The organism is Arthrobacter zhaoxinii, from assembly GCF_024385505.1.
GTDB classification, from domain to species: Bacteria; Actinomycetota; Actinomycetes; order Actinomycetales; family Micrococcaceae; genus Arthrobacter_B; species Arthrobacter_B zhaoxinii.
This window is the reverse complement of the sequence record NZ_JANFLT010000006.1, coordinates 1-24,145: the sequence shown is the minus strand read 5'-3', so window position 1 is coordinate 24,145 and position 24,145 is coordinate 1. Positions and strand designations below refer to the sequence as shown.

The 24,145-nt window shown below is 64.5% G+C and carries 22 protein-coding genes and 1 tRNA gene; 13 read left to right on the top strand and 10 right to left on the bottom strand.

The window, feature by feature from the left end; all coding sequences use genetic code 11:
* The first annotated feature begins 35 nt into the window (after window positions 1-35).
* From uriH to NNX37_RS11575, 5 genes are all read left to right on the top strand, one after another.
* On the top strand, window positions 36-983 hold the full coding sequence (gene uriH, locus NNX37_RS11595) for a uridine-preferring nucleoside hydrolase UriH (protein WP_255792889.1): 948 nt from the start codon (window positions 36-38) through the stop codon (window positions 981-983).
* 5 nt (window positions 984-988) lie between these two features.
* A complete protein-coding gene (gene uriT, locus NNX37_RS11590) occupies window positions 989-2,437 on the top strand; it encodes a uridine transporter UriT (protein ID WP_255793514.1) in 1,449 nt (482 codons plus the stop codon).
* The gene (gene uriT / locus NNX37_RS11585) at window positions 2,434-3,864 is read left to right on the top strand and encodes a uridine transporter UriT (protein ID WP_255792887.1); all 1,431 of its coding nucleotides are present in this window, start codon (window positions 2,434-2,436) and stop codon (window positions 3,862-3,864) included. Before uriT (NNX37_RS11590) ends, uriT (NNX37_RS11585) begins: the two co-directional genes overlap by 4 nt.
* 30 nt (window positions 3,865-3,894) lie before the next feature.
* Entirely contained in the window at window positions 3,895-4,809 is a 915-nt protein-coding gene (locus NNX37_RS11580) for a ribokinase (RefSeq protein WP_255792885.1), read from the top strand.
* Between the two features lie 199 nt (window positions 4,810-5,008).
* Window positions 5,009-5,488 carry a hypothetical protein gene (locus NNX37_RS11575; protein WP_255792884.1) on the top strand — a complete coding sequence of 160 codons (480 nt, stop codon included), beginning with the start codon at window positions 5,009-5,011 and terminating at the stop codon, window positions 5,486-5,488.
* On the opposite strand, the gene NNX37_RS11570 is transcribed toward NNX37_RS11575, so the two are convergent.
* Complete coding sequence (locus tag NNX37_RS11570) at window positions 5,485-5,859, bottom strand: DUF4259 domain-containing protein (protein ID WP_255792882.1); 375 nt, start codon at window positions 5,857-5,859, stop codon at window positions 5,485-5,487. The two genes, NNX37_RS11575 and NNX37_RS11570, sit on opposite strands and share 4 nt — an antisense overlap.
* Window positions 5,860-5,893: 34 nt before the next feature.
* Window positions 5,894-6,712 (bottom strand): histidine phosphatase family protein, encoded by an 819-nt coding sequence (locus NNX37_RS11565; RefSeq protein ID WP_255792880.1) that lies wholly within the window; start codon window positions 6,710-6,712, stop codon window positions 5,894-5,896.
* 312 nt (window positions 6,713-7,024) lie between these two features.
* On the opposite strand from NNX37_RS11565, the gene NNX37_RS11560 reads away from it, so the two are divergent.
* Both NNX37_RS11560 and NNX37_RS11555 read left to right on the top strand, forming a co-directional pair.
* Entirely contained in the window at window positions 7,025-8,062 is a 1,038-nt protein-coding gene (locus tag NNX37_RS11560; RefSeq protein WP_255792879.1) for an aliphatic amidase, read from the top strand.
* A gap of 65 nt (window positions 8,063-8,127) precedes the next feature.
* Window positions 8,128-9,273: an AAA family ATPase gene (locus NNX37_RS11555; RefSeq protein WP_255792878.1), complete on the top strand. Its 1,146-nt coding sequence runs from the start codon at window positions 8,128-8,130 to the stop codon at window positions 9,271-9,273.
* Here NNX37_RS11555 and NNX37_RS11550 read toward each other — a convergent pair.
* On the bottom strand, window positions 9,268-10,293 hold the full coding sequence (locus tag NNX37_RS11550) for a substrate-binding domain-containing protein (RefSeq protein WP_255792877.1): 1,026 nt from the start codon (window positions 10,291-10,293) through the stop codon (window positions 9,268-9,270). The genes NNX37_RS11555 and NNX37_RS11550 overlap by 6 nt on opposite strands.
* Before the next feature lie 141 nt (window positions 10,294-10,434).
* Between NNX37_RS11550 and NNX37_RS11545 the strand changes: the two genes are divergently transcribed.
* Window positions 10,435-10,851, top strand: coding sequence for a MarR family transcriptional regulator (locus tag NNX37_RS11545; protein ID WP_255792876.1), 417 nt, complete (start codon window positions 10,435-10,437; stop codon window positions 10,849-10,851).
* Here NNX37_RS11545 and NNX37_RS11540 read toward each other — a convergent pair.
* The 4 genes from NNX37_RS11540 to NNX37_RS11525 all read right to left on the bottom strand — a co-directional run bounded on the left by NNX37_RS11540 (window position 10,831) and on the right by NNX37_RS11525 (window position 14,330).
* Window positions 10,831-11,472: an AmiS/UreI family transporter gene (locus tag NNX37_RS11540; protein WP_255792875.1), complete on the bottom strand. Its 642-nt coding sequence runs from the start codon at window positions 11,470-11,472 to the stop codon at window positions 10,831-10,833. The genes NNX37_RS11545 and NNX37_RS11540 overlap by 21 nt on opposite strands.
* Window positions 11,473-11,794: 322 nt before the next feature.
* Entirely contained in the window at window positions 11,795-12,604 is an 810-nt protein-coding gene (locus NNX37_RS11535; RefSeq protein WP_255792874.1) for a hypothetical protein, read from the bottom strand.
* 626 nt (window positions 12,605-13,230) lie between these two features.
* Window positions 13,231-13,307 (bottom strand) — tRNA-Thr (locus tag NNX37_RS11530).
* A 153-nt stretch (window positions 13,308-13,460) separates the two neighbouring features.
* Complete coding sequence (locus tag NNX37_RS11525; protein WP_255792873.1) at window positions 13,461-14,330, bottom strand: DsbA family protein; 870 nt, start codon at window positions 14,328-14,330, stop codon at window positions 13,461-13,463.
* Between the two features lie 169 nt (window positions 14,331-14,499).
* Between NNX37_RS11525 and NNX37_RS11520 the strand changes: the two genes are divergently transcribed.
* The 4 genes from NNX37_RS11520 (at window position 14,500) to NNX37_RS11505 (ending at window position 19,490) form a co-directional block, all read left to right on the top strand.
* Window positions 14,500-15,987, top strand: coding sequence for an alpha,alpha-trehalose-phosphate synthase (UDP-forming) (locus NNX37_RS11520; RefSeq protein ID WP_255792871.1), 1,488 nt, complete (start codon window positions 14,500-14,502; stop codon window positions 15,985-15,987).
* Window positions 15,984-16,766: a trehalose-phosphatase gene (gene otsB / locus NNX37_RS11515; RefSeq protein ID WP_255792869.1), complete on the top strand. Its 783-nt coding sequence runs from the start codon at window positions 15,984-15,986 to the stop codon at window positions 16,764-16,766. The genes NNX37_RS11520 and otsB overlap by 4 nt, the downstream gene beginning before the upstream one ends.
* Window positions 16,767-16,933: 167 nt before the next feature.
* Window positions 16,934-18,022 carry an ABC transporter ATP-binding protein gene (locus tag NNX37_RS11510; RefSeq protein WP_255792867.1) on the top strand — a complete coding sequence of 363 codons (1,089 nt, stop codon included), beginning with the start codon at window positions 16,934-16,936 and terminating at the stop codon, window positions 18,020-18,022.
* 106 nt (window positions 18,023-18,128) lie between these two features.
* On the top strand, window positions 18,129-19,490 hold the full coding sequence (locus tag NNX37_RS11505) for a DUF4032 domain-containing protein (protein ID WP_255792865.1): 1,362 nt from the start codon (window positions 18,129-18,131) through the stop codon (window positions 19,488-19,490).
* Between the two features lie 34 nt (window positions 19,491-19,524).
* Here the strand turns inward: NNX37_RS11505 and NNX37_RS11500 are convergent, their stop codons facing one another.
* Complete coding sequence (locus NNX37_RS11500; RefSeq protein ID WP_255792864.1) at window positions 19,525-20,151, bottom strand: DUF4190 domain-containing protein; 627 nt, start codon at window positions 20,149-20,151, stop codon at window positions 19,525-19,527.
* 256 nt (window positions 20,152-20,407) lie between these two features.
* Between NNX37_RS11500 and NNX37_RS11495 the strand changes: the two genes are divergently transcribed.
* Window positions 20,408-22,120, top strand: a complete 1,713-nt coding sequence (locus NNX37_RS11495) for a glycoside hydrolase family 13 protein (protein WP_255792862.1) — start codon at window positions 20,408-20,410, stop codon at window positions 22,118-22,120.
* On the opposite strand, the gene NNX37_RS11490 is transcribed toward NNX37_RS11495, so the two are convergent.
* Window positions 22,117-23,490 carry an FAD-binding oxidoreductase gene (locus NNX37_RS11490; RefSeq protein ID WP_255792860.1) on the bottom strand — a complete coding sequence of 458 codons (1,374 nt, stop codon included), beginning with the start codon at window positions 23,488-23,490 and terminating at the stop codon, window positions 22,117-22,119. The genes NNX37_RS11495 and NNX37_RS11490 overlap by 4 nt on opposite strands.
* A 9-nt stretch (window positions 23,491-23,499) precedes the next feature.
* On the bottom strand, window positions 23,500-23,997 hold the full coding sequence (locus tag NNX37_RS11485) for an SRPBCC family protein (protein WP_255792859.1): 498 nt from the start codon (window positions 23,995-23,997) through the stop codon (window positions 23,500-23,502).
* Window positions 23,998-24,145 lie beyond the last annotated feature (148 nt).

The following is a 24,145-nucleotide window of genomic DNA, read 5'->3' as shown; positions in this document are numbered from 1 at the left end:
TCCCGGAGCTAGAACCTCAACGAAGCGGAGACGTAATGCCCCACAAAATCATCCTGGATTGCGATCCCGGGCATGATGATGCGGTCGCCCTGCTGCTGGCACACGGCAGCCCGGAGATCGACCTCCTGGCGGTGACAACCGTCGTCGGAAACCAGACCCTGGAGAAGGTGACACGCAACGCACTGGCAATTGCCCGTGTCGCAAATATCACAGGCATTCCCTTCGCCGCCGGCTGTGACCGACCCCTCGTCCGCACCATCGAGAACGCCCCGGACATCCACGGCGACTCCGGCATGGACGGCCCCGAACTGCCCGAGCCGACGCTTGAGCTGGATTCCCGCCACGCGGTAGACCTCATCATCGACACTGTGATGGCACACGAGCCGAACACCGTTACCATCGTCCCCACCGCCGGCCTGACCAACATCGCCATGGCCGTGCGTAAGGAACCGCGCATCGCCGAACGGGTCAAGGAAGTCGTCCTCATGGGCGGCGGCTACCACGTGGGCAACTGGTCCGCCGTGGCCGAGTTCAACATCAAGATCGACCCCGAAGCCGCACACATCGTGTTCAACGAGAAGTGGCCGCTGACCATGGTCGGTCTCGACCTCACGCATCAGGCGCTGGCCACCGATGAAGTGGCCAAGCGCATCGCCGCCGTCGGCACCAAGCCGGCCAGATTCGTCGGCGAGCTGCTCGACTTCTTTGGAGAGGCGTATAAGGACGCCCAGGGCTTTGACTTCCCGCCGGTGCACGATCCGTGCGCCGTTGCCTACGTCATTGACCCCTCCGTCATGACCACCCGGCGCGTGCCGCTGGACGTGGAGCTGACCGGCACCCTGACCCTGGGGATGACGGTGGCGGACTTCCGCGCACCGGCTCCCGACGACTGCAACACATCCGTAGCCGTCGACCTGGATCACCAGAAGTTCTGGGACCTGGTTGTCGACGCACTTCAGCGCATTGGCGAGGTTGACCTGTGAGTGAAATGACCCGCCGACGGGTAAACGTCGGTGCATTGATGGCCGCCCTGCTGGCCGCCTGCGTGGCGTTCCAGCTGAACGCCTCCATGCTCTCCCCCGCCCTGTTCACTATCGAACAGGAACTGAACACCACCTCAGCTGCCGTAGCCCTCACGCAGACGGCATTCTTTACCGCTGCTGCCCTGTTCTCCCTGTTCCTGCCCCGCCTCGGCGACATCATCGGCCGCAAGAAGGTGCTCACCGGCATGCTGGTGGTCCTGACCATCGGCTCCGTGATCGCCGCCCTCGCGCCGAGCGTTGAGGTCCTCTTCCTCGCCCGCCTGATCCAGGGCGTTTCCGGTCCCACCGTGGCGCTGTCCATGATCATGCTGCGCGTGGAAGTCCGTGATCCTCGAAAATACGGCACCCTGATGGGTGTCATTGCCGCCGTCAACGGCGGTATCGCGGGCGTGGATGCCATTGCCGGAGGCTATCTGGCGCAGAACCACGGTTTCGCCTCGATCTTCTGGTCCATGGCCGTCGTCGGCGTCCTTGCCACGGCCCTCGTCATTGCCGTCATCCCTGAATCCCGGGCCGAGAAGAAGGAAAAAATGGACTGGGTGGGCGTCGTTCCCCTGGTCATTTCGGTTGGCACCCTGCTGACCGCGTTCAACGAGGCAGGCAAGCTGGCGGACGCCAACTGGCCGCTGGTCATTGGCCTGATCGTCATCTCCGTCATCTCGTTCACGGTGTTCTGGAAGGTCGAAAACCGGACCGAGCAGCCTCTCATCGCCACCTATCTGCTGAAGCAGCGCTCCACATGGGCCCTGCTGCTGACCACCGTCCTGACCATGACCGGCGTTTTCGCCGTGATGAACGGGATCATCCCGGCCCTGGCCCAGGACGGCACCGTGGGCTTCGGCATGGGTGCGGAAGAGTCCGCCTGGTGGACCATCACGCCCTACGCCCTCGCCGGCCTCATCATCGGCCCGTTCGCGGGACGGCTGGCAGGCAGCTGGGGCTACGCCAAGGTGCTGCGGATCGGCACCATCGGCTCCGTCATCGCCCTGGCCCTGATGCTCCCGGTTGTCGGCAGCGACTCCCGGCTGGGACTGCTGGCCATTTCCATCCTGGTCGGCATCACCTATGCCGGCGTCGGCAACGTGATGCTCAGCGGCCTGGGCGTCATGCTTTCCCCGAAGGAGAACCCCGGCTTCCTTCCCGGCCTCAACGCCGGTGCGTTCAATCTGGGCGCCGGTCTGAGCTTCGCCGTGATCTACGCCGCGAAGACGGCAACCACGGTGACGGACGGGTCCGGCACCGAAGGCTACTACGGCGGCATCATTGCCGGCGCAGTCATTCTGGCCCTGGCCCTGGCCACGTCCTTCCTCATCCCCAAGCCTGCAGACATCAGCGGTGATCCGGAGGCCGCCATACCGGATGCCGCCCGAGCCAAAGTCGGGGTAAACCGGTGACTGAAACCGCCCGCCGACGCGTAAACGTCGGCGCCCTCATGGCCGCCCTGCTGGCGGCCTGCGTGGCGTTCCAGCTCAACGCCTCCATGCTCTCCCCGGCGCTGGTCAGCATCGAGGAGGAACTGAACACCACCTCGGCAGCGGTGGGCCTGACGCAGACGGCGTTCTTCACCGCCGCCGCGCTGTTCTCCCTGTTCCTGCCCCGGCTCGGCGACATCATCGGCCGCAAGAAGGTCCTGACCGGCATGCTGGTGGTCCTGACCATCGGCTCCGTGGTGGCTGCACTGGCACCGAGCATTGAAGTCCTCTTTATCGCCCGCCTGATCCAGGGTGTTTCCGGACCCGTGGTGCCGCTGACACTGATCATGCTGCGCGTGGAAATCCGCGACCCCAAGCTGTACGGCACCCTGATGGGTGTCATCACGGCCGTCAACGGCGGCATCGCCGGAGTCGACGCCGTCGCCGGCGGCTACCTTGCGGAAAACCACGGATTCGCCTCGGTCTTCTGGGCCATGGCCATTGTCGGCGCCGTCGCCACTGCCCTGCTCTTCTTCCTCGCCCCCGAATCCCGGGCCGAGAAGAAGGAAAAGATGGACTGGGTGGGCGTTGTTCCCCTGGTCATCTCCGTGGGCACCCTGCTGACCGCGTTCAACGAGGCCGGCAAACTGGCGGACGCCAACTGGACACTGGTGGCTGCCCTGATCGTCATCGGCGTCATCGCCTTCGTGGCGTTCTGGAAGGTGGAGAACCGCACCGACCAGCCGCTGGTAGCTACCTACCTGCTGAAGCAGCGCTCCACCTGGGCCCTGCTGCTGACCACGCTGCTGACCATGACCGGTGTTTTCGCCGTCATCAACGGCATCATCCCGGCCCTGGCACAGGACGGCGTTGTCGGTTTCGGCATGGGCGCCGAGGAATCCGCCTGGTGGACCCTCACCCCCTACGCCCTCGCCGGGCTGCTCCTGGGGCCCATTGCCGGCCGGCTGGCCGCCACCTGGGGCTACGGCAAGGTGCTGCGGATCGGCTTGATCGGCTCCGTCATCACGCTGGCGCTGATGCTCCTCATGGTCGGCAGCGACTCCCGGTTGGGCCTGCTGGGCGTATCCGTGCTGATCGGCATCACCTACGCCGGCATCAGCAACATCATGCTCAACGGCCTGGGCATTGTGCTCTCCCCAAAGGAGAACCCCGGCTTCCTGCCCGGCCTCAACGCAGGGGCATTCAATCTGGGTGCGGGTTTGAGCTTCGCCGTGATCTACGCGGTGAAGACGGCGGCCACCCCGGCTGACGGCGCCGGGTCCACCGGATACTACGCCGGTATCATTGCGGGTCTGATCATCCTGGCGCTGGCCCTAGCCTCGTCCTTCCTCATCCCGAGGCCCGCCGACGCCGAGGTTGACGCCGCGGCCGAGACCGACCACCGCTGACCCTGTCCGCCACCCAAGGAGAATCCCTGCATGTCCGCCGGAAAAGTTGTAGTTGTCGGTTCGCTTAATGCCGATCTGACCGTCCGCACCGACCGTTTCCCCTCCCCCGGGGAAACCCTGAACGGATCGGAACTGGTCATTGTCCCGGGCGGCAAGAGTGCCAACCAGGCCGCTGCCGCCGCCTTGCTGGGCGCCGATGTGCGGCTCTTCGGTGCCGTTGGGGCCGACGGGCACGGGGACCTGCTGCTGAAGGCGGCTGCCGGTGCCGGTGTCGATGCCTCCCGCGTCCTGCGCCGCCCCGGCACCGCGACGGGCACGGCCATGATCGTGGTGGACGCTGCCGGGGAGAACACCATCATCGTCTCCCCCGGCGCCAACGGCACGGTCACCGGCGCGGAACTGCCGGCAGACCTGTTTGAGAACGCCGCGGTGCTCTGCCTGAGCCTGGAGGTGCCGCTCGAAGCGGTCACGGCCGCGGCGCAGGCCGGGCACGACGCCGGCGCCGAGGTGCTGCTGAACCTCTCGCCGTACCGCGAGGTTCCCGCCGAGCTGCTGGCCCTGACCGATGTCCTGCTGCTCAACGCACACGAGGCGGCGCTGGTCACGGGGCTGGCGGATCCGGCGTCGGACTGGGAAAGGGTAATTGCTGCCCTGGCCCGTCTGGGCGTACGCCGCACGATCGTCACGCTGGGCGGTGAGGGCGCCGTCGTACTGGACGGCACCGCTTCCGGTGCTGACCGGGTTGCCGTCATTGCGCCCACCCGGGTGACCGCCGTGGACACCACCGGCTGCGGGGACGCGTTCACCGCCGCTACAGCCGCACGGCTTGCCGCCGGTGACTCGCTGGCCCAGGCGGCCGAGTTCGCTGCCCGTGCCGGTGCGCTGGCGGCCACCCGCGAGGGTGCGCAGTCCTCCTACTCGGCGCTGGCCGAAATGGTCCGCTGAATCCCGGCGGACCAACGGCGGCGTCTCCCCTTCGGGAGGCGCCGCTTTTCGTGCTGTCCCTCCCCCACCTGCCGCCGCCAAAGCCAGCGCCGGTGGTCTAAGCCGGTGGCCGGTCCGGCGGTGTTTTTCCAGCATCGGACTATGCTGTCGGGCATCACGGCAAACCGCCGCATCGTCAGCAGGCTCGCATGGGGGAAACATGTCCGAACACGTGCCGCCCGGCACCAGCTATATCAATCCTTACAACGGCCGTTCCGGAGCGGGTCCGGTCCCGGCAGCAGTGGGCGGAACGCCGATACGGCCGAAGCAGGTCGATTCGTCCTTTGGCCTCCTGCTGGGCGCTTTGAGCCTGACCGCACTGGGTATTCTCACGAGAATCACCCTTCTAAATGCCGGCGATGGTGTCACCGGCGAGGGTGCCGTCTGGTTGGTGACGCTGGGCATCGGCTTCGCTGTCACGTCTGTGGCAGCCGGATTTATCCGCAAGGGCCATCACTGGGCCCGAATCCTGCTCACCGCCTACACCGCGGTCTCGGTACTAACTTTCCTTACCGGGACGAACCTTCTGAGCTGGGGCGCCATCCTGACCATGGTCGCAGCGACGGTGCTTTTGTACTGGGCACCCTCACGGGCCTATTTCAAGGCGATGGACCAGCACCGGCGAAACACGACTAATTAAGACGTAGGGAAGGTTTTCCGTGCCGGCTGCGGCCCGGTGATCTGGCCGCGCAGCTCCTGGAGAGCTGCCACCCGTTCGGCCAGCTCGTCCGGGCCCGCTTCTTCCCATAGGTCAAGGCCGGCGCCCTCATCAATGGCGGCGAGCGCTGCTGCCTTTACCTGGCCGTCGAGCCGGCCCACCTGGAACTGCGCCGCAGCAAGCGGCACCCACAACTCGGCCGCGTTGTCCTCCCGCAGAAGGTAAGCGAATGAGTCGATAAGGCGACGTGTCGCTTCCTCATCCGGCACCTCGTCCTCGAGGTATTCGAAGTATTCATCACGGACATCCGCGGCTGTGTCGTTGGCAAAAATGCCTGTCCCCCATGCACCCATGCCCTGAGTATTGCAGATGCACGGCAAGACCCGTTCAGCTGCCGAACGATCCCTCCAGAAAATGCCGGTTTGCTTCGGCCCGCACCAGGAGTTCCTCCCCGGTGAAGCGCTTCCGGTCAAAGGCTTCCCACTCGCCCACGAACATGGTCCACTCGCCGTCAACCTGCACCGGCCAGCAGCGGCGGACCCAGTTGAGCTTCTCCCGGACATTGTTCCGGTCACTCGGATCGGTGCTCGTGTACTGCAGGACGGTGCAGTTGTGGATCATCTGCTCCCGGTCGGCCTCCCGTTCCAGGAATTCCTCGTCGCTCCAGCGCTCTAGGACCAGCCGCGTAGCCCACATGAATTCCCCGTGAGTAACCAGCAGGACGTTGTCCCGGGCGTTTTCGCGGTGCAGGGTGCTCAGGATATTCCGCACCCGGTTCTCGGCAACATTCGCAATGGATTCGCCTGCCGGCGGGGCCCAGTACAACGGATCACTGTCCCGGTACGCCGCGTTCTGCGAGTACTTGCGTGCAAAGTCCTGCTTCGACATGGACCCGATCTCGCCCCAGGACCGCTCACGGATCACCCGGTTCTCCTCCCAGCGCACATCCAATCCCAGATGCGCGGCAGTCTCGCGGGTCCGGGTGTACACGGAGACCATGGCACGGTCGAACTCGATATTCTGTTCGGCAATCCAGGATCCGGCCACTTTGGCCTGCTGTACCCCGAGGTCCGTGAGCCGCCAGGACCTGTCCGGGACGGTCATCGTCTCTTCGTTGTACAGGCTGGGGTCCCCCGCCTTGGCCGCCCGCTGCATCACATTCGCTTCACTCTGTCCGTGGCGGACGAGGAACAGATTCCGGGGCATGACCATGTGAGACTCCTTCTACGTGGGCAGGTTCTGCTGTTCATTTTAGATACGACGGCGGCGCCTCCCTGCCGCGTCCGCGTGTCAGGCGCTGAAATCAACGTCCATGGTCCGGGTGACCGCTCGTTCACCAGCATGCCCTCATCCTGGAATCTTCAGCGGCTTCCAGTCTGCGTGTTGATGATGGTGGGCAAGACGATTTGGGCGGCGGCACGCGTGAGGTGTCATGAACGCGGAAAGGGGTTGACAGGTGGTTCAGACCACTAGACACTTTCAAATGAAAGTATTCCACTTTGAACGAAGGAGTTTCCGATGCGTCATGGTGATATCTCTTCCAGCCCCGACACCGTGGGCGTGGCTGTCGTCAACTACAAAATGCCACGGCTTCACAATAAGGCCGAGGTGCTGGAGAACGCTCGGAAAATAGCAGACATGGTCGTGGGAATGAAGCAGGGACTACCGGGGATGGACCTGGTTGTTTTTCCCGAGTATTCAACACAAGGCATCATGTACGACAACGATGAGATGTTCGAGACGGCATCCACGATTCCGGGCGATGAGACAGACATCTTTGCCGCCGCCTGTCGGGAGGCTGACACCTGGGGGATCTTCTCAATCACTGGTGAGCGGCACGAGGACCACCCGAAGAAACCGCCGTACAACACCCTGATTCTGATGAACAACCAGGGCGAGATCGTCCAGAAGTACCGCAAGGTTCTGCCTTGGAACCCGATCGAGGGCTGGTACCCCGGGGACACCACGTATGTGACCGAGGGGCCCAAAGGCATGAAGGTCTCGCTGATCATCTGTGACGACGGCAACTACCCCGAGATCTGGCGCGACTGCGCGATGAAGGGTGCGGAGCTGATCGTCCGCTGCCAGGGGTACATGTACCCGGCCAAGGACCAGCAGGTGCTGATGTCCAAGGCCATGGCCTGGGCAAACAATTGCTACGTTGCCGTGGCCAATGCTGCCGGTTTCGATGGCGTGTATTCCTACTTTGGCCACAGTGCCATCATCGGCTTCGACGGCCGGACACTCGGCGAGACGGGAGAAGAGGAGTACGGCATCCAGTATGCCCAGCTTTCCGTCTCGGCAATCCGCGACGCCCGGGAGAACGATCAGTCCCAGAACCACCTCTTCAAGCTCCTGCACCGCGGGTACACGGGGATTCACGCGGCCGGGGACGGTGACAAGGGCGTGGCAGAGTGCCCCTTCGACTTCTACAAGCTGTGGGTCACGGACGCCCAGAAGGCCCAGGAAGCCGTCGAGGCTATCACTCGAGACACTATCGGCGTCGCCGAGTGCCAAGTCGGGTCGCTTCCCTCTAAGAAAGAAATGACCGTTTAGCACCGTACTACGACGGTAGGGGCGCCGGACCGAGGTCTGGCGCCCTTACCTTTTTGGAGCGCGCCATGCCATTCATCAACGACCGGCTTAATGAAATCAAGCAGCAGCAAGACCTGCAGAAGATGCTCCAGGAGGACAGGAGCCGGCCCATCGAGCCAATCAACCCCAGCGGTCCACCCGAGAGTCTTCCGGCGGTCGACGACGGGGCCGATTTGGAAGCCATTCGTCGCCGCCTGCGCCACCGGATCGTGGGTCAGAATCAAGCCATCGAGGCTGTCGTCCGCTCAGTGGCCATCGGCCAGGCCGGCCTCAACGATCGCGACCGCCCGTTGGCTAACATCCTGCTGCTGGGTCCGACCGGAGTCGGCAAGACCGAACTGGTGCGCCAAGTCGCTGGAATCCTGCGCTCGGATCCTGACGACCTCTCACGCATCGACATGAGTTCGCTCTCCCAGGAGCACTACATGGCTTCCCTGACCGGTGCCCCTCCCGGATACGCCGGGGCGAAGGAGAGCTTCTCGCTTTTCGACCGCTCGAAAATCTCCGGAGACCCCTACACCCCGGGAATCGCTCTCTTCGACGAGGTGGAGAAGGCACACCGTTCCGTGCACCGGGCCATGCTCCACGTCTTGGACAACGGGCTGCTCAAGCTCGCAAACGGGCAGGAAACAATCAACTTCCGAAACTCCTATGTCTTCATGACCTCCAATCTGGGATCGGCTGAGCTGCTGGCCCGCAGTCGCAGCCGAGTACGCGGCATTCTCGACAAGACGGCCCGCGGCATAGGTGTGGCGGAGTCCACGGTGTACCGGCGATTCTCCCTCGCCAACGAGGGAATGGTGGTCCGTAAGGCCCTGGAAGGATTCTTCGAGCCCGAGTTCATCAACAGAATTGACGAGATAGTCGTGTTCAATTCATTGACCGGCCGGGATGCCGTTGGAGTGGTCCGCCTTGAGATCTCAGACCTGGCGCGGCGGTGTGCACTGCGTGGCATCAATTTGGCCGTAGACCCTGCGGTGGCAGTCTTCATCGCCGGGCAGGGATTCGACCAAACCTACGGAGCCCGCAGCATCAAGCTCCTGGTGCGCGACCAGTTGGCCACCCCCGTCGCCCGAGCTGCCCTCGGCCTGAGGGGAGCCACCGGAGAGTCTGTGCAGCTGCTCGCCGAAGTCGGAGACGGTGCCGTGGCTGTCATTCCCGTCGAGTCATAACTGCTCGATGATCTCGAAGTCCAAGCCATCCGCCCGGGCGAGATAGACCGGGTGGGTGGCCTGGTTACCGTGGAACTGCACTGTGCCCCGGGGCCCGTCATAGCCCAGCTCTCCGATAACCCGATTCATATCCTGGACCAGGGGCGAGCAGGCCAGCCGCGCTAGGTGGACCAAGGTGTGCATACCTTCATAACAGGACTCGGCCACGTTGTTCAGCGGTGGAGCTCCCACACCGTGGAAGGCTGCGTACCGGGACTGCAGGTCGAAGGACCCGGCTGTGACGAGGGTGCGGAAGAACCCCGCTGATACATAGAGATCGTCCGTGGCCTCGGGACCGCTGCCCATGACCATGTTCTCCTCCATCAACGGGCTGTAGCGCACCATCCGCTCGCTCAGACCAAGTTCGGCAAAGAGCCTGTTGAACAAAACTGCTTCCTGTCCCACAAGGAGCATCAGCACCCCGTCGCAGGAAGATTTGGCCACCTCGTTCACGAGCATGTTCACCCGGCCGGCGTCCATGGGCACAAAGGCCTCTCCGACAATTTCGATCCCCAGCCCGGCACATGCTTGGGTCAGCACCGCAGCAGTCTGCCGCGGCCAAACGTAGTCATGACCCACCACGAACCAGCGCCTCCTGCCCAGCTGGCACGCCATCCAAGCCAGTGCCGGAACGATCTGGAAGTTCGGCACCTCTCCACTGCAGTAAACACCCGGGCGGCGCTCTCCGCCTTCGTAGAGGGATGTGTAGACGTAAGGAAGCCTTCCAGCGATCGCAGGTACGAGGGCATTGCGCACCGATGAGATATGCCATCCCGTCACAGCATCGAGACGGCCCTCGTCGGCCAAGGCAGCCACCTGTGCGGCCACCTCCCGGGGAGCCTGGCCGGCGTCGATGAACTCGAGCTCAACGTGCCTGCCCAGGACGCCGTCCTCTTTGTTGAACTCCGCGGCAGCCAGCTCGGCCACTGCTTGGCACGAGGGGCCGAAGATGCCCGCGCTTCCCTCCAACGGAACAACCATACCGACACGCCAGTTCAACGGTTGACTCGACATCCAGTCACCCTTCCGGTAAGAGGTGTGCGCCCCTCACGTTGCCATAGATTGCTTCCACATGTAAAGATTCAGTTTGGAAGTTAATTGTCGTGAACAGGAGTCGTCGGAATGTCGGTGACAACAGCGGATGTCGGCTTAGCCGCGGCTCTCGGAGCCGCCACGCGGCGCGTTCACGAGCGCGCCCATGCTCTGTCTTCAGCCGAGGGGCTCACTGCGGACCAGTGGTCGGTTCTGGACTTCGTGGCAAGATCCAACGCCCCGGTGGCCATGCATGAGATCGTTGAGGCCGTGGGCTTAACCGGCCCCAGTCTCACACGGGCGGTGGACAAACTGGTAACCTCGGCCCTTATGTTTCGCGAGGTCGACCCCGGTGACCGTCGGCGCGTGCTGGTGAGCCCGTCCAAAAGAGGCTGGGCCGTCCACGCCAAACTGGCACCGCAGATGACAGCCCTCGAACAGGATCTGGCTGGCAGCACCGAGACTGCCGAGCAGATCCTCCGGATGCTAAACGGGCTGGCCCGCTAGCTCCTGCACCGCACCGCCCGAGGCACCGGAAGGCATGGAAGTTCGCTTCGCCAAGCTCCAGGCTGCGACAGCCAGCACACCCAGCAGCACGGACAGCCCCGCGGCTCCCGCACCCCCGGGCACCCAGGCATCGCGCATCAGGAGCACCGCCGGAAGGGATGTCGTGGGAATCGCCCACAGTGTTACCAGCCATCCGGCGAAGGCAGTCCAGGCGGTTTTCTCCAGGGCAAGAAGGGTGAAGAACATCGTCCAGAGGACACCCCAAGCCAGCCAGATCACACCAAAGGTGAGGTCGCCCGCGAAGAACGAGTCGATGGCGGCATAAATGGCTGCCATCACCACAAAGAGGGAAAACCAGCCAATGCCCTCACCGGAAATCCCCGACAGATTAGCGATACCGACATAAAGATAGGTGAAGCCGAAGAGCAGGATCGTGAACGTCGCGTGCAGCGTGGCAGGATCCCCGCCGGACTGGGCCAGAATCATCAGCGGCATTATGCACTGCAGCGCCCCGACGAGAATGTTGAAGATCCCGGCGCTTCTGGCGGAGATGCGCCCGAGCAGCATCAGCCCATTTATGAAGAGCACGGCACCGACATAGAACAGTCCCACTGCACTCATGGTTCACCTCCGAGGAGCCTCGGCCCAATTAGTTTCATTTGAAAATATCTCATACAGAAACTACCGAGGCTGCGACATCACGTCAACGCCTGTGCATCATTGAATCCCTCGGACCCAGGGATCGCTTTGGACAAGGTTGCCCGTGAGGGTTCTTGCTGTGACCTCGCAATCGCCCTCGAGAGCCGGGGTTCGGCTGGCTCCCGGATGCCTGCACGCCGCTGGAGGACGAGGCTTACCCCTTCGAGCCGCAGCGGCATCGGACACAAAAGCGGCCGCCGTTGACTGCCTGGCGGCCGCTGCTGCTGCTGCTGCTGCAAGTGCCTTACCTAGCTCCCCCGGCGAAAGCCAGCTCGGGGAAGTTGGTCGCCAGATCTGCGTTCGCATCCACCAGATCGTTCTTGATCGAATCAATCAGGAACGGCGGACGTCCGTCGCCCGGAGTCGGGTTCTCCACGAACGTGATGTCCACTTTCAGCAGCCCCTTGAGCACGCCTTCGGCGTTGCCGTGGTCAGTCAGGGAGACGGGGACCATCAGGTCGTAATCGTAGGCAACCCTGTTGGGAACCGAGGTATCGAGCGTTTCATAGCGCGTATTTCCCGAAACGGATCGGGATCCGTCGGCTGCCGTGGTCACCAGGTTGCAGCTGGTGAACTCCATGCTGCAGGACGGGGACGCCTTGATGGGGTCTGTGCTGTCGGAGGGGGCGAGCGCCATGATGGCCCAGGACCCGAAGCCGGACACATCACCGTTCACTCCGGCGGCCGTGAGCTTGGCCAAGAGATCGTCGCTGAAGTAATTGGACCAAAGCTTGGCGATGTTGGCCGGATCGTTGCCGTCCAGCGTGTACTGGCCGGAGAGCCCATAGGCGTTTGTGCTCACGTTCCCCACCCATTGCTGGGCCAGGTTGGTCTGCAGGGATGACTCGTCCACCATCTCCAGCCTGGAGGGATCGAAGGACACCGGTTCAGGCCCGGCCTGAGGCTTTTCCGTCGGCGTCGGTGCCGTGGAGGGCGTTGCTGACGGGGTAGTGTCGCCGGCCTGCGCCTCTTCCGTAGCAGAGCAGGCGGACAGGGCAAGAGCGGCAGCAGCGAGCAGGGCTGCAGCGTATTTGCGTTTGGCAATATTTCTCATCGGTGTTTTCCCCATTTGATATTGGTAAAGAGACTGGAGCGCGGAAGCTGAGTGCATTGCAGATCCGGGCGCTGTGCGCAAATACCGCGGTATTGCTCCCCCGGACACTCTATCGGCGTAGAGTTGCGGCCAGCGCTGCCAGTCCGTCGGCCGCTTAGCTTCATCGCACAGAGCTAGGGTAAGTGGCGACAGAGCCCCATCCGCCGCCTGGATCGAGGCAGGATATTGGATCGCAAATTACTCAATCGAATTGGCCCGCCAATACTGTTCCTGATTGCAGTCTTTGTTTATGCTGTCGTCCTTGGTGGAACGATAAGTCTCATGCAATTGCTCATCACAGCCCTGGTTATCGTCCTTGTGTGGACTGTTTCTGATCGCCTCATTAAGCGGAAGCGCCGGCGCGACATATAAATCCAGGACAGATCCGGTGCAGGCTGATCGCCCTTGCGGACATCGTGGGACCTCAGCATGTCCGGGGACAACGCCCGGGGCGCAATGGTGACGTTGCCCATGCCCACCCCGATGAAAGCCTTCCGGTCCGTGTGGGGGGGGTGGGGTCCTGCCCCTGGCAGCCCATAGAAAAACCCCTCCTGGTCAGGCGTTATGCCTGATCAGGAGGGGTTTAGTGGAGCCCCCTGCCGGATTCGAACCGGCGACCCCCTGTTTACAAGACAGGTGCTCTGGCCAACTGAGCTAAGGGGGCGTGCTGCCTCAAACAACCAGGCGAGCAACGCCGCCGTCGTCCGCCTGACTAAACAGGCCCGAACAAACAGCGCTAGACAAGATTAGCCCAGAGCGCCCGTCCCCGTGAAACCGGAAAGGTTTCACGGGGAACAGGGCCCGGACGAATCAGGGTTTACTTGTTGGCGTCGATCGCCGACTGAACGGTCTCCGCGAACGTGTTCAGGTCCGCTTCGGCGCCGTTGACGTAGGCCGTCGGGGTGCCGTTGATGCCATCCACGCGGGCCAGCTGGTCCGCATACTTCACAAACGGACGGTAGGTGCCGTCGTCGATGCAGTCTTCCATGCCGTCGGTGTCGGCGCCCACGGACTCGGCCATGTCCACCAGTCCGTCGTTGTTCACTTCACCGGAGGCGTGCTGGGCGAAGATGGCCTTCATGAAGTCCCAGTAGGACTCGGGGCTTTCTGCTGCGACGCACGCCGCGGCGTTGGCGCCGCGGGAGGAATAGTTGGTGGGCGAGTTGCGGTCCAGGAACGCCACCGTACGGTACTCGTAGGTGACTTCCCCGGCATCCAGCCACTGGGAAATCTGGTCGTCAAACATCGCGGCGAAGTCAGCGCAGTGCACGCAGTTAATGTCCACGTATTCCACGATCTGGATCGGCTGGCCCGGCTCAGCGGCAGCAACGCCCGGCGGAACCGGTGTCTCTTCCGCAGCTTCTTCCGGGGCGGCAGGCAGCGTCTCGACATCAAAGTCGAACGTCTCCGTGGGCTCCAGCTCACTGGTGGACGTGAGGGTGAAGCCGCCGTACTGATTGGCGTTCGCCGGCGACTGCCCGGTATTAGGCACCTTGTCGTTCATGCTGCTGAACACAATCACCGCCACGATCGTGATCAGCGCAACAACGGCAACCACCACGCCCCAGATCACCAGGAGACGGTTGCGCCGCTCCTTCTTCTGCTGGGCCTCGCGCAGTGCGCGGGCCTGTTCGCGGGCGGCGACAGTGCGCTCTGCCTTGGTCAGCTTGGGGTTCCGGTCAGTCATTATTCCTCATGTCTCTCAACGCAGGCTCCGTTTCCGGGGCCTCTCAGCTCATCACCAGTGTAGGCGGAACGAAGTCCGCCGCCGTTGGACCAACGCCTGCGGGCGGTACAAAGTTTCGCTGCTTCGCTAGAGTGGCAATATACGGCCAATCAACAAAGGGGTGCCATTCGTGAACGCTGACGCGGAGCCGAGTTCCAAGGACGAAGCTCCTGGCAACTACGGCGATTTTGATTTCATCGTCGTATCCAACCGGCTTCCCGTTGACAGGATCAGCGGGCCCGACGGTGAAACGTGGCGCCGCTCACCGGGCGGGCTGGTCACGGCACTGGCTCCCGTGATGGCAAAAGCCGACGGCGCGTGGGTGGGCTGGCCAGGCTCCCCCAATGAAGAACTGGAACCCTTCGACCACGACAACATGCACCTTAAGCCGGTGCCGCTGAGCACCGACGAAGTCGAGCTGTATTACGAGGGCTTCTCCAACACGACGCTGTGGCCGCTGTACCACGACGTGATCGCCACCCCGGAGTTCCACCGCACGTGGTGGGATGCGTACCGCACGGTCAACCGCCGGTTCGCCGACGCCGCCGCGTCAGTGGCCGCAAAGGGCGCCACTGTCTGGGTACAGGATTACCAGCTGCAGCTGGTCCCCCAGCTGCTGCGCCAGGCCCGCCCCGACCTGAAGATCGGCTTCTTCAACCACATTCCGTTCCCTCCGCTGGAAATCTTCGCCCAGCTGCCGTGGCGCCGGAACATCATCGAAGGCCTCCTGGGTGCAGACCTCATCGGGTTCCAGCGTCCCTCGGACGCGAGCAACTTCCTCCGCTGCGTGCGCCGTTTCGCCGGCTACACCATCCGGCAGCAGCAGGTGAATGTCACCACCGAAGACGGCCTGTCCTATGTCTCCCGGGCCGAGGCCTTCCCCATCTCCATCGACGCCGCCCAGATCGCGGAGCTGGCGCAGCGCGAAGACGTCATTGAACGTTCCAAGCAGATCCGCCGTGAACTGGGCAACCCGGACACCGTGCTGCTGGGCGTGGACCGGCTGGACTACACCAAGGGCATCAGCCACCGGCTCAAGGCCTACGGGGAACTTCTGGAAGACGGCAGGATCACGGTGGAAAACGCCGCCATGATCCAGGTCGCCAGCCCCTCCCGCGAGCGCGTTGAACAGTACCGGCTGCTCCGCGAAGAGGTCGAAGGCACCGTGGGCCGCATCAGCGGCACCTACGACACCATCTCCAACACCGCCCTGCGCTACCTGCACCACAGCTATCCGGTGGAGGAAATGGTGGCGCTCTACCTGGCGGCAGACGTTATGCTCGTCACCGCGCTGCGCGACGGCATGAACCTCGTCGCGAAGGAATACGTGGCTGCCCGCACCGGCAACACCGGCACGCTGGTGCTCTCCGAGTTCACCGGCGCCGCGGATCAGCTGCGCCAGGCGGTGCTCGTCAACCCGCATGACATCGACGGGCTGAAGGCCGCCATCCTCACCGCTGTGAACATGCCGACCCGGGAAGCGAGCCGCCGGATGCGCCTGATGCGCCGGCAGGTGCTGCAGAATGACGTCGAGCGCTGGTCCCGGAACTTCCTGGAGGCCCTCGACCAGGACCAGGACCCGGAGCAAGGCCAGGATCAGGAACGGGAACAATCATGAGTGCCTTGGAGCCGGATCTGCAGGCGGCGCTGGATTCGCTGGCCCGCACCGGAAAACTCCTGGTGGCGCTGGACTTTGACGGCGTGCTCTCCCCGCTGGTGGAGCATGCCGAGGATGCCCGCCCGCTGGACGGATCGGCGGCCGCGGTCCGCGCCCTTGCCGCCCTGCCGGACACGGTCACCGCGTTTATTTCCGGACGCGCGCTGGACAGCCTGCGCACCGTTGCCACCCCGGAACCCGAAACCCTGCTGATCGGCAGCCACGGCGCCGAGACCTGGACGGGGCCCAACCAGGAACCCCTGCAGCTCACCGCCGAGCAGGCCCAGCTGCTGGCCCGTGCCCGCACGGCGGTGGAATCCGTGGTCGCCCGGCACCCGGGCTGCCGGCTGGAAGACAAGCCGGCCGGCGTCGTACTGCACACCCGCAGCGTGTCTGATCCGGTGGCAGCCGCTGCCACCGAGGACGCGCGGCGGGAACTCGGCCGGCTCGACGGTGTGCACGTCACCGACGGCAAGTCCGTACTGGAGGCCTCGGTGGTTTCCACCAACAAGGGTGAGGGCATCCGTGCCCTGCGCGGGCTGACCGGCGCGACGGCGGTGCTCTTCGCCGGAGACGATGTCACCGACGAACGCGGCTTCGAGGCCCTGGAACCGGGCGACGTCGGGATCAAGGTCGGTGACGGCACCACCGCCGCCGCGTACCGGGTCGCCTCCCCCGAAGCGTTCACCGGGGTGCTCACCGAACTTGCCCGGCTGCGCGCCGCCGCCGTCGCCGGTTAACCCGGGGCGCCGGGCCGGCGTCCGCACCGGGAAACGTGTGCAATACTGTCCCCGTGAGCCGCGTCACAGATCGCAGATGATCTGCCGCCGCGGCCCTCAATCCAACTCAATAGCTCTCCATTCACAACGGATCGTCGGGCACGTACCTGCCCGTGAAGGGAAATACCATGGCAACGGTAACGTTTGACCAGGCAACACGCCTCTACCCGGGGACGGAACGCCCCGCAGTAGACAACCTCAGCCTCGAAATCGCCGACGGCGAATTCCTGGTTCTCGTCGGCCCCTCGGGCTGCGGAAAATCCACCTCGCTGCGGATGCTCGCAGGGCTCGAAGACGTCAACTCCGGGCGGATCCTCATCGGCGACCGTGACGTCACCGACGTTCCGCCCAAGGACCGCGACATCGCCATGGTTTTCCAGAACTATGCGCTGTACCCGCACATGTCCGTGGCGGACAACATGGGCTTCGCCCTGAAGATCGCCGGCATCGGCAAGGAAGAGCGCATGGAGCGCGTCCGCGAGGCCGCGAAGCTGCTGGACCTCGAAGACTACCTGGACCGGAAACCGAAGGCCCTCTCCGGCGGCCAGCGCCAGCGCGTTGCCATGGGCCGCGCGATTGTGCGTAACCCGCAGGTCTTCCTGATGGATGAACCGCTCTCCAACCTGGATGCCAAGCTGCGCGTGCAGACCCGCACCCAGATTGCGTCGCTGACCCGCCGGCTCGGCGTCACCACTGTGTACGTCACCCACGACCAGGTGGAAGCCATGACCATGGGTGACCGCGTGGCAGTGCTGAAGGACGGTGTCCTGCAGCAGGTCGACACCCCGCGGAACCTCTACGACCACCCCCGGAACGTGTTCGTGGCCGGCTTCATCGGTTCCCCCGCCATGAACCTGCTTGAACTGCCGGTGGTGGACGGCGGAGTTGCGTTCGGCGGGTCTGTCTACCCGGTGGAAAGCGCCGTGCTGGGTGCTGCCGCAGGCAACACCGTGACGCTGGGCGTCCGGCCCGAAGACCTGGAAACGGTGCCCGAGGGTGAAGGCCTGCGCGTGGAGGTCGACGTCGTCGAGGAGCTGGGAGCCGATGCCTACGTTTACGGCCACAGCACCATCGACGGCAAGGACCATGACATGGTGGTCCGCGTTGACGGGCGGCGTCCGCCGTTGAAGGGCGACACTCTCCACGTCCGCCCGCAGCAGGGCCACGTGCACCTGTTCGACACCGCCAACGGGGAACGGCTCGCAGAGCAGGCGTAACCCGGACCGACGCGACATGCGGTGGCTCCCCTGCTCAACTAAACTGTGAGACGGGGAGCCGCCGCTTTTTCGTTAACGCATGCTCGAGACGTAAGGGCTTTCGCCTATGACCGACGCCGTACCTGCCCGCTGGCAGAACGAACCCACGGACTGGGAGCAGACCGGCAAGCTGCCCCGCACCACACGCTCTTCGACCAACCGGATCAACACCCTGGGGTCGCTCAACATCACGGCCGCGTCCATGGACCCGGCCCTGCTGGACCTGCCCTGGCACATTCCGCTGGAGGAATGGCCCAAGGAAAACCTGGCCGCCCTGCCCCGCGGCATCTCCCGCCACGTTGTCCGCTTCGCCCCGCTGGGCGATTCGCTGATTGCCATCAAGGAAACCAGCGAACATGTGGCGCGGCAGGAATACCACATGCTGCGCAAGCTTCGCCGGTTAAATGTTCCCGCGGTGTCGCCGGTCGCGGTCATCACGGGGCGCATGGATCCCGCGGGTGAGGAGCTGCAGCCGGTCCTCGTCACCCGGCACCTGCGCTTCTCCCTTCCTTACCGTGCAGTCTTCTCCCAGACCCTGCGCGAGGTCACGCTGACCCGTTTGATTGATGCCCAGGCACTGTTGCTGGTGCGCCTGCACCTGGCGGGCTTCTACTGGGGGGACGTGTCCCTGTCCAACACTCTCTTCCGCCGCGACGCCGGCGCGTTTGCCGCCTACCTTGTGGATGCGGAGACCGGAGAGCTCTACCCCGAACTGTCCAACGGCCAGCGCGAATATGACCTGGAGATTGCCCGGGTCAACATCGCCGGAGAACTGATGGACCTGGCCGAGGGCGGTCTGGTCGAGGAATCCGTGGATCCGCTGGCCACCAGCGAACGGATCATGGACAGTTACCGCCGGCTCTGGGCGGAGCTGACCGAACGGGAGTCCTTCGGAATGGCGGACCGCTGGCGGGTGGACGCCCGCATCCGCCGCCTGAATGACCTGGGGTTCGACGTCGACGAGCTCAGCATCAGCACCACCCCCGACGGCACGCAGGTCCAGCTCCAGCCCAAGGTGGTCGACGCCGGACACCATCAGCGCCGGTTGCTGCGCCTGACCGGAATCGATGCCCAGGAGAACCAGGCCCGGCGGCTGCTCAATGACCTGGACTCCTACCGGGTGACCAACCATCCCGAACTCGACGAAGAGCTCAGTGCGCATCTGTGGGTCACGCAGGTCTTCGAACCGATTGTCAAAGCCGTCCCCCGGGATCTGGGCAGCAAGCTGGAAGCCGCCGAAGTGGTGCACGAGGTCCTGGAGCACCGCTGGTACATGTCTGAAAAGGCCAACCGCAACGTGCCCATGGCAGAGGCGGTGCAGTCCTACATGGACACCATCCTTCGCCACCGGCGCGACGAGGCCGCGATCCTGCTCAGCACGGATACCCGGACCATGGAGATCCTGGATGCAGGAGGAGCCCCGGCCTAAGGCCGAGGCTCCCTGGATGCTGCTCGGGTAGCGGTCAGTAGCCGCTGGGGGCCGACATGGCAACGATGATGAAGATGAGCATCAGCGCCCCGAAGAGGGTTCCCAACCCGCCGACGATAATGCCGATGACCGCGGGAGTGTTGCCCATCCCCGCCTTGCGGGACTGGTTCAGGCCCACAATGCTCAGGACCAGGCCCACCACGGAGAAGAAGAAGGACGTGATGAGTCCGGCGATGCCCATCGCCTGTCCGGGGTTTGCCTGCGGCTGCGGGTAGCCGCCCTGGCCGTAGGCGGGGTAACCGGCCGGCTGGCTGTACGCCGAGCCTTCCTGGCCGTAGCCCGGATAGCTTGCCTGCTGCGCAGGGGCGGCGTCCTGCTGGGCGTAGGGATTAGTGTTCTGCTGTCCGTAGGGATTAGTGTTCTGCTGTCCGTAGGGATTGGAGTCCTGCTGGCCGTAGGGATTGGAATCCTGCTGGCCGTAGGGATTGGAATCCTGCTGGCCTTCCTGCTGGCCGTAGGACGGATAGGCAGTGTTGTCCTGCCCCTCCTGGGCTCCGGGGTCGGCGGCAGAGGACCCGGACGCGTATTGGCCGCTGTCCGCAGCATTATCGGTGCCGGCGGGGTCCGCCCCGGGCTGCCATTCTGGTCGATTGTCTGACACGCGGTATTCCCCCTGAAGAAGTGGTTAGCGTGGCCGGGACGGTTGATCGATCGACTACGCAAAGTCAGTGTGACGTACGCCAATCCTATACACGCGCGGCTACCGGTTCCATCGCGCAGGGAAAGATCCTCCGCAAGCCCCTCCGGCGTGTCCAGGATCTCCTGTGATCTCCGCGGCATTCGACCCCCGGCCGGGATCCCGGGGTCGTTAAATGGAACTGTAGACTCGATGAATCTGCGGAAGGAAGACGCCTCGAATGGTTGAACAACTGGCTACCCCCAGCCGGACACGGCTGCGCGTGGTCCCTGTCCATAAACCGGCGACTGGCCGCGAATGGTGGCGGTCTTCGGTGATTTACCAGATCTACCCACGCTCGTTCCGCGATCTGCGCGGTGACGGCATCGGAGACCTGCAGGGTATTACCGCAGAGATCCCCGCCCTCGCGAATCTGGATATCGACGCCGTCTGGCTCTCCCCGTTCTACCGTTCCCCGCAGAAGGACGCCGGCTACGACGTCGCCGATTACTGCTCCGTGGACCCGCTCTTCGGCACCCTGGAGGATTTCGACGCCCTGGTGGCCGAAGCCTCCCGCCACAGTATCCGCGTCATCGTGGATCTGGTCCCCAACCACTGCTCGGACCAGCACCCCCTCTTCCAGGCAGCCCTGGCCGCCCCCGCCGGTTCCCCCGCCCGGGATCTGTTCATCTTCCGCGACGGCACCGGCGAGCACGGCCAGAACCCGCCGAACAACTGGCAGTCCCACTTCGGCGGGCCCGCCTGGACCCGCGTCACCGAACCGGACGGCACCCCCGGACAGTGGTATCTGCACCTGTTCGATACCTCCCAGCCGGACTTCAACTGGGACAGCCCCGCCGTGCACGCCGAGTTCGAAAAGATCCTGCGCTTCTGGCTGGACCGCGGCGTCGGCGGATTCCGGGTGGACGTTGCCCACGCGCTGATCAAGAAGTCCGGGCTTCCGGACTGGGGCGGGCGCGCCGACGGGTCCTCCTCCGAAGGGTTCCCCGGCGATGCCGCCCCGATGTTCGGCCAGCCGGGCATCCACGACATCTTCCGTTCCTGGCGGAAAATCCTGGACTCCTACGACGGGGAGCGGGTGCTCTGCGCCGAAGCGACCATTGATCCCGTCGACCGGCTCAGCGACTGGGTCCGGCCGGACGAGATGCACCAGACCTTCAACTTCGCCTACCTGCACCACCCCTGGCACGCCCCGGCCCTGCGCGAGGTCATCGAGTCCTCCCTGCGCGCCTTCGACAAAGTGGGGGCTCCGACCACTTGGGTGCTGTCCAACCACGACGTCGTCCGGCACACCAGCCGTTTCGGCCTCACCGGTGCCGGGCCCCGGAGCGGGGACGGACTCGGACCGCAGGATGAACAGCCGGACCTTGAACTTGGACTTGCCCGGGCCCGGGCCGCGACCCTGTTGATGCTCGCATTGCCTGGCGGCGTCTATCTCTACCAGGGCGAAGAGCTCGGCCTGCCGGACCACACGCTGCTTCCGGATGAGTTCCGTCAGGATCCCACGTTCCACCGCACCGCAGGTGTCCGCGTGGGACGGGACGGGAACCGGGTCCCCCTGCCGTGGAAGGCCAACCTCCCCAGCTACGGCTTCAGCGCGACGGGCGAGAGCTGGCTCCCGCAGCCGCCGATCTGGGGCAGGCACTCCCGCGACATCGAGCAGCGCAATCCTGACTCAACCCTGAACCTCTACCGCAACGCCCTCGCCCTGCGCCGGGAGCTGCGGCTGGGTGACGGTTCCCTGGCGTGGTGGCCGGAGCACGACGACGAGGGGCTGGTGTCGTTCGTCAATGATGGCGTTCTCGTCGCGATCAACATGGGCGACGCCCCGGTGCAACTGCCGGATCTTCCGCTGCTGCTGGGCAGCGCACCCGATGCTCTCGAGGGCGACCGGCTGCGCCCCAACCGCGCGGTCTGGCTGCGCCTGGACTAGCGGGGTTCGCCGCCGGGAATGGCTTTCCCGGGGTTGAGGATGCCGGCGGGGTCGAACACCGCTTTGACCCTGCGCTGAAGCTCGAGCACCTCTGCCTGCTGCTCCTGCGGCAGCCAGGGCAGTTTGAACTGGCCTATGCCGTGCTCGCCGGTGATGGTTCCGCCCATGGACAGCGCAACGGTGATGGACTCATCCAGTGCTGCGTCCAGGCGTTCCCGCCCGCCGTCGTCGGCCGCCTGCACCCAGAACGTCGGGTGCAGGTTGCCGTCCCCGGCGTGGGCCACCACCTTGAGGTTTACCCGGTGCTGTGCCGCCATCCGCTCGAGCTCGTCGACGTACCGTACCAGTGCGGAGCGCGGGACTGCGACGTCCTCCCCCACCCGGAACTGGTGGGCAATTGAGTCGCCGCGGCTGTGCCGTCGCAGCTCCAGGAGCCGTTCGGCTTCCACCGACCCTTCCGTACTCACTGTTCCGCCCAGTGCCGCCAGCAACCGGCGCACAACGTCCGCCTCGGCGTCGGCTCCGAAGCCATCGGTCTGGATGAGCAGCAACGCGTTTCCCCAGGAACGGAGGCTGCTTCCATGGGCGTCGTCCAGCGCACTGAGGGTGGCACCGTCCAGCAGCTCCATGATGGCCGGCTGAACGCGGGCGGCCCCCGCAGCCAGGACTCCTGCGGCCGCCGTCGAAAAATCGGTAAAGAAGGCTGCAACGGTCCGGATCGCCACCGGCAGGTACCGCAGCCGAACGGTAATACCGACGATGATCCCCAAGGTACCTTCCGAGCCGGTGAAAAGGCCCTTGAGATCATAACCGGCGACTCCCTTGAAGGTGCGCTGTCCGGTGCTGATCAGCGATCCGTCGGCCAGAACCACGTCCAGCGCCAGCACGGAGTCCCGGGTCACGCCGTACTTGGCGCAGCGAAGGCCGCCGGCGTTGGTGGCCACATTCCCGCCGATCGTGGAAGTCCGGTAGCTGGCCGGATCGGGGGCGTACATCAACCCGTGGGCCGCTGCCGCCGCATTCAGGTCGGCATTGATCACGCCGGGTTCGACGACGGCGACCTCGTCCTGCGCATTAAGCTCCAGGATGCGGTTCATCCGGTCCAGGCAGAGGACGATGCACCCGCCGGTCGCATGGGCGCCGCCCGAGACTCCGGTGCCCGCTCCACGGGGGACCACAGCAGTACCCGTTGCCGCCGCCCAGCGCATCACGTCCTGGACGCCCTGGACGCTGGTAGGCCAGACAACCGCTCGCGGCTCCGCATAGGCCAGGACGGGACCTTGGTCGGTGGCAAAGGCGGCCAGAACATCAGGCGCGGTTTCGACGAGCCGGCCGGGGCCGTCGAGGGTAAGACCGTGCAGAGCGTTCATGCCAGCAGACTACCGTGCCCCCATAAAGCGGGCGTAGCGGTCCAGAATCTGCGCCCATTCGCTCTCGAGCCGATCATATTCGCGGGCTGCATTCGGGAGCCGTCCCAGGCCCGAGTGGCGCAGGGTGACCGAGGTGGCAGCGTCGGTGACGGCGGAGAACTCCACGCGTACGTCGGTGGGGGTCCGCGGGTCCTGGCCGGCCACCCACTCCAGTTCCAGCAGTGTGTCCGGTTCCCGGGTGCGTACCGTGGCCCACACTGCGGTTTCGCCGTCGGGACCGGTCTCGGTCAGCACCCCGCCTTCGAACTCGGCGTGTGTACCTTCCCCGAAGTCCGTCAGGTCCTCCGGCCACCAGAGATGGAGATAATCGGTGAATCCGTTGAACGCTTCCTCAGCATCGCGGGGAACCGTCCGGACCGCAACCACGTCCGGCACGGACGTGACGTGGCCGGGCGTCCCTTCGTCCGGATCCGGATCGGCGGCATGGGAAAACAGGGAAGCACTCATGCATTCCACCCTACCTGCCGTGTTTAGGCGTTAAACAGGTCAGGTCCCGCACCAATGGTGCGGGACCTGACCCTCTCTACTAAATATTGTCCGGCGGTGACCTACTCTCCCACATCCTCCCGGATGCAGTACCATCGGCGCTGTGGGT

Coding starts and splice junctions, on each gene's coding strand:
- uriH (WP_255792889.1), top strand. CDS start 36: ATGCCCCACAAAATCATCCTGGATTGCGATCCCGGGCATGATGATGCG.
- uriT (WP_255793514.1), top strand. CDS start 989: ATGACCCGCCGACGGGTAAACGTCGGTGCATTGATGGCCGCCCTGCTG.
- NNX37_RS11580 (WP_255792885.1), top strand. CDS start 3,895: ATGTCCGCCGGAAAAGTTGTAGTTGTCGGTTCGCTTAATGCCGATCTG.
- NNX37_RS11575 (WP_255792884.1), top strand. CDS start 5,009: ATGTCCGAACACGTGCCGCCCGGCACCAGCTATATCAATCCTTACAAC.
- NNX37_RS11570 (WP_255792882.1), bottom strand. CDS start 5,859: ATGGGTGCATGGGGGACAGGCATTTTTGCCAACGACACAGCCGCGGAT.
- NNX37_RS11565 (WP_255792880.1), bottom strand. CDS start 6,712: ATGCCCCGGAATCTGTTCCTCGTCCGCCACGGACAGAGTGAAGCGAAT.
- NNX37_RS11560 (WP_255792879.1), top strand. CDS start 7,025: ATGCGTCATGGTGATATCTCTTCCAGCCCCGACACCGTGGGCGTGGCT.
- NNX37_RS11555 (WP_255792878.1), top strand. CDS start 8,128: ATGCCATTCATCAACGACCGGCTTAATGAAATCAAGCAGCAGCAAGAC.
- NNX37_RS11550 (WP_255792877.1), bottom strand. CDS start 10,293: ATGGTTGTTCCGTTGGAGGGAAGCGCGGGCATCTTCGGCCCCTCGTGC.
- NNX37_RS11545 (WP_255792876.1), top strand. CDS start 10,435: ATGTCGGTGACAACAGCGGATGTCGGCTTAGCCGCGGCTCTCGGAGCC.
- NNX37_RS11540 (WP_255792875.1), bottom strand. CDS start 11,472: ATGAGTGCAGTGGGACTGTTCTATGTCGGTGCCGTGCTCTTCATAAAT.
- NNX37_RS11535 (WP_255792874.1), bottom strand. CDS start 12,604: ATGAGAAATATTGCCAAACGCAAATACGCTGCAGCCCTGCTCGCTGCT.
- NNX37_RS11525 (WP_255792873.1), bottom strand. CDS start 14,330: ATGACTGACCGGAACCCCAAGCTGACCAAGGCAGAGCGCACTGTCGCC.
- otsB (WP_255792869.1), top strand. CDS start 15,984: ATGAGTGCCTTGGAGCCGGATCTGCAGGCGGCGCTGGATTCGCTGGCC.
- NNX37_RS11510 (WP_255792867.1), top strand. CDS start 16,934: ATGGCAACGGTAACGTTTGACCAGGCAACACGCCTCTACCCGGGGACG.
- NNX37_RS11505 (WP_255792865.1), top strand. CDS start 18,129: ATGACCGACGCCGTACCTGCCCGCTGGCAGAACGAACCCACGGACTGG.
- NNX37_RS11495 (WP_255792862.1), top strand. CDS start 20,408: ATGGTTGAACAACTGGCTACCCCCAGCCGGACACGGCTGCGCGTGGTC.
- NNX37_RS11490 (WP_255792860.1), bottom strand. CDS start 23,490: ATGAACGCTCTGCACGGTCTTACCCTCGACGGCCCCGGCCGGCTCGTC.
- NNX37_RS11485 (WP_255792859.1), bottom strand. CDS start 23,997: ATGAGTGCTTCCCTGTTTTCCCATGCCGCCGATCCGGATCCGGACGAA.